Source organism: Coriobacteriia bacterium (assembly GCA_031292615.1).
In the GTDB taxonomy this organism is placed as follows: domain Bacteria; phylum Actinomycetota; class Coriobacteriia; order Anaerosomatales; family JAAXUF01; genus JARLGT01.
This window is the reverse complement of the sequence record JARLGT010000062.1, coordinates 1-3,891: the sequence shown is the minus strand read 5'-3', so window position 1 is coordinate 3,891 and position 3,891 is coordinate 1. Positions and strand designations below refer to the sequence as shown.

Annotated in this window: 6 protein-coding genes; 4 read left to right on the top strand and 2 right to left on the bottom strand. The window is 64.2% G+C overall.

What is annotated here, in order from left to right:
* The first annotated feature begins 228 nt into the window (after positions 1 to 228).
* The 4 genes from modB to tsaA all read left to right on the top strand — a co-directional run bounded on the left by modB (position 229) and on the right by tsaA (position 2,428).
* Positions 229 to 906: a molybdate ABC transporter permease subunit gene (gene modB / locus P4L93_05550; protein MDR3686399.1), complete on the top strand. Its 678-nt coding sequence runs from the start codon at positions 229 to 231 to the stop codon at positions 904 to 906.
* The gene (locus tag P4L93_05545; GenBank protein MDR3686398.1) at positions 903 to 1,691 is read left to right on the top strand and encodes an ATP-binding cassette domain-containing protein; all 789 of its coding nucleotides are present in this window, start codon (positions 903 to 905) and stop codon (positions 1,689 to 1,691) included. Before modB ends, P4L93_05545 begins: the two co-directional genes overlap by 4 nt.
* Positions 1,688 to 1,897, top strand: a complete 210-nt coding sequence (locus P4L93_05540) for a TOBE domain-containing protein (protein MDR3686397.1) — start codon at positions 1,688 to 1,690, stop codon at positions 1,895 to 1,897. The genes P4L93_05545 and P4L93_05540 overlap by 4 nt, the downstream gene beginning before the upstream one ends.
* Positions 1,898 to 1,960: 63 nt before the next feature.
* Positions 1,961 to 2,428: a tRNA (N6-threonylcarbamoyladenosine(37)-N6)-methyltransferase TrmO gene (gene tsaA / locus P4L93_05535; protein ID MDR3686396.1), complete on the top strand. Its 468-nt coding sequence runs from the start codon at positions 1,961 to 1,963 to the stop codon at positions 2,426 to 2,428.
* Between the two features lie 7 nt (positions 2,429 to 2,435).
* On the opposite strand, the gene P4L93_05530 is transcribed toward tsaA, so the two are convergent.
* Positions 2,436 to 2,879, bottom strand: coding sequence for a nitrogen fixation protein NifQ (locus tag P4L93_05530; protein MDR3686395.1), 444 nt, complete (start codon positions 2,877 to 2,879; stop codon positions 2,436 to 2,438).
* Positions 2,880 to 3,031: 152 nt separating this feature from the next.
* The coding region (locus P4L93_05525; GenBank protein ID MDR3686394.1) for a HAMP domain-containing sensor histidine kinase at positions 3,032 to 3,891 on the bottom strand (860 nt) is incomplete at its 5' end.

Sequence of the window (3,891 nt, the reverse complement as noted above, 5' to 3'; positions counted from 1 at the left end):
CGCTGTTCGGGAGAAGCCCGTGGCAGAGCTGGCATCCCTCAAGCCAGTTGTTCGCGCGGCCATATCCCGAAAGGAACATCTTATGGGTGATTCCAGGCACCAGACCGTGCTAGTCGAAGCGGGTTTCAAACCCGCGCCCAGCAAGTAGCTTGCCCGGGGTCCGCCTGCTGCCGGGTAGGCGGACCCCAATCCACCCTGGCGTCGAACTGCACAATGGAGGCGGAAACGATGGGTATTTCGGCAATCGCGTTCCCGCTGCGCCTCTCTTTCCAGGTGGCAGGGCTTTCGACCATTCTGGTCGCGTTGCTCGGTGTTCCGCTCGCATACGTGCTAGCTACTCGCGAGTTCCCTGGCAAGCACATTGCGAGTGTGGCGGTGATGCTGCCGCTTGTGCTGCCACCCGTTGTGACCGGCTACTATCTGCTGCTGCTCATTGGGCGCGGGGGAGTTCTCGGCAAACTGACGTCAGCGCTCACCGGCACGGCCTACGGACTCACGTTCACGTGGCAGGCGGCGGTGATCGCGTCGTTCGTGATCGCGCTGCCGTTGGGTGTCACCTCGGCGCGCGCGGCCATCGCTTCAGTCGACCCGGCGCACGCCGACGCTTCGCGAACCCTTGGTCACGGCGAACTTGAGACCGCGGCATTCGTCGTGCTGCCGCTCGCCGCGCGAGGCATCGCGGCCGGACTCGCGCTCGCTTTCGCTCGGGCGCTCGGCGAGTTCGGCGCGACGATCATGGTCGCCGGCAACATCCCAGGCCAGACCAATACGATGGCACTCGAGGTCTACAACGCAGTGATCTACGGTGACTGGAAGACGGCGACCATGCTGGTCCTTGTCTTCACGGCAGTGAGCGCGGTGGTTCTCCTCGGCGCTGACCGACTGACCTCGGCGGTCGCGCGATGAGCGGGCTGTCGGTATCGCTTCGCAAGCATCTTCCCGGCTTCGACCTCGACGTGGGATGGGCTGTTCGCGACGGCTTCACGGTACTGTTCGGCTACTCGGGAGCAGGCAAGTCGCTCACGCTCTCGATGATTGCCGGCACGCTCAAGCCCGATGTGGGCCGCGTGGTTCTGGGCGACGACGTGCTTGGCGACACGGCGTGTGGCATCTGGACTCCGCCGCAGGATCGACGAATCGGCTACGTGTCTCAGTCCGCGCAGCTGTTCCCTCACATGAGCGTGCGCGGCAACGTCGAGTACGCGCTCAAGAGCGTCCCGCGAACTGCCCGTCGCGCACGTGCCGAGGAGCTTCTCGACCGGCTACACGTCGCCGACCTCGCGAGCAAGCGCCCCCACCAGCTCTCCGGCGGGCAGAAGCAGCGGTGCGCGCTCGCGCGCGCGTTGGCTCTCGAGCCGCGAGCGCTCCTGCTCGATGAGCCGCTATCGGCGCTCGACTTGCCGTTTCGCGTTGAGATGCGCGCGCTCCTACGTGAAGTCCAACGTGACAGCGGCGTTCCATTCGTGATGGTCACCCATGATCTGTACGAGGCGTGTGTGCTTGCAGACACGCTCGTCGTCTACTCGGGGACGGGCGCTGTTCAGGTAGGTGCCCCGCGCGAGCTTGTTTGCAGTCCGAGTACGCCCGAGATCCGGCGGCTGCTGCATGCGATGCAGCTTCCGGAGTCGGTGTTCAATCAGCCCGAAGCGGGGCGCATCGTCCCGCTCAGCCGAAAGGAGCAAGTCGCATGAGGCTCTCAGCACGCAACCAGCTCGTAGGCACTGTCGCCTCCGTTACCCGCGGCCCAGTTAGCGCACTGGTCAAGGTCGATCTTGGCAACGGCCAGCACATCAGCGCGTCCCTCACCACCGAGGCCGCCGACGAACTCGGCTTGACCACGGGTACGCCCGTTACGGCTATCGTCAAGGCAAGCGCGGTCATTCTCGGCGTCGAGTAGCCTTCGTATTGCCCGGACCTCCCTGGTGTGACCGTCAGCACATTCGACTCTGGAGGAGCACACGTGACTGTCACGCTCGAACCGATCGGCTCGATTCACACGTCATTTGCGACCAAAGACGACGCGCCGATTCAAGGCGTCTTTCACCCTGAGAACCAGGGGGTCGTCGAGCTGCTACCCGAGTATGCCGACGGTCTTGCCGACATCGATGGCTTCACGCACCTCATCCTGCTCTACGAGTTCGACCGAGCAGCCCCCGTCGAGATGCGACGTCAGACGTTTCTCGGCGACGAGCCACATGGGCTGTGGGCGACTCGGCATCCTGCGCGGCCCAACGGGATCGGGCTCACGGTCGTGCGCCTGCACGGCCGTGATGGCGCGCGGTTGCGTGTGGGCGGCATCGACGTACTCGATTCAACGCCGCTGCTCGACATCAAGCCCTACATCCCGCGCTTCGACAGCTTCCCTGATGCCAGCGAGGGGTGGCTCGCCCGACGCACGGAGCGACCCAAGCCGCCAGGTCGGGAGTAGCGCCGAGTCACTCCGGCCCGAAGCACTCCGAGTAATCCGAGCAGGCGCCGCAGCTTGGCGACTTGCATGTAGCGAAACCGCCCCAGCGGCATAGCCGTCGGTAGAGGAACTTCTTCCAGCGCATGTCCTTCGTGTTGTGGGCGGCGAACTCCCGGAAGTAGGTCTCAAGCAGCGACCTAAGCGAAGTGCGCGATGGCAACCCCATGTCCCGCCACAAGTGCTGTTCACCGAGACACCCAGCCGCGACAGCGCGTGCCACCTGAGCGGCCTCGTCACTGTCGACACCCGGCGTCGTGTCGTGCACCAGCAGCTCCACAAGCGCCTGGAACTCGACGCGGCGCTCTGCGACCTGCTCGGAGAAGCGCACTACCGGACCGTTCGGACCGGTGAGCTCGGCGACTAGGTACGGGAGCACAGACGTCGCACGGTCGGGCACGGTGGTTGCGCTCACCCTAGGTTGTGCTTGCGCATCTTGTGGCTGAGTTGCAGGCGGTGATGTCATGGACATTCCGGACTGCCTCCTGTCAGGCGCGATGACGACGCAACTTCGCGTTTGAGCAAACGAACTCCGACGCAACACGGGAATTCCCTTTAGGCGCGGTTCTATTCGAATACAACCGGGATGGTCAGAACAATCTCGGTGCCGTATCCCGGCTGGCTGGTTCCGGAGAGAGTCCCGCCGAGGAGGCCGGCCAGCTGTCGGCAGATGGCAAGCCCCAGGCCGCCGTCGCTGCTTGAACGCGCTCTGTTTGCTGGCACCGTTCGTCCGCCGAGCAACTGCTCGAGGTGTTTGGGTGGCATCCCAGCGCCAGTGTCGCTGACGGAGAATGTCAGCCGATTTGCCTCGATCCTCGCAACCGACACCTCAATCCACCCGTGACGCGTGCACTTCACTGCGTTGGAGATCAGGTTCACGAGCACTTGCTCGAGCCTACGTCGGTCAAGCCGAGCATTGAGGTCGCCGGTTGCGCAGCGGGTCGAGAGGGTGAGGCTCTTAGCTCGCGCGTAGGGCTCCATCGACGCGGCAACCAGTTGAACCATTTGGTCGAGACGTACCAAGTCGAGTCGAGGTTCTGCGCCAGCCCCAATGGAGTTCTCCGTGGGCGGGCATAGCAGGGCGAAGGCCTCCTCTACTTGGCAGATGAGTCGCCGAGTAGACTGCAGGGCCGCCTCTGCCTGTAGCCGTTGTTCGCCGTTGAGGCTGCCTGCGGTTCCGCGTACGAGGACGGACAATGGGCCAGCGATGGTGCTGAGCGAATTGCGAATCTCGTGTGCCGTATCGCACCAAACTACGGCGAGGGCAGGCGCCTCGATGTTCGTATGAAGGGGCGTCGTGTGGAACGACCCCCATTGGAGATCGGAGTGGGAGGCATCTTCGCTCATGATCGTTCCTTTCTCGGCGTCGTGGCCTGCCGGCTCCGGGTCGGAAGCCGGCGCCCATGGGATGGCGATGACCATGGGGG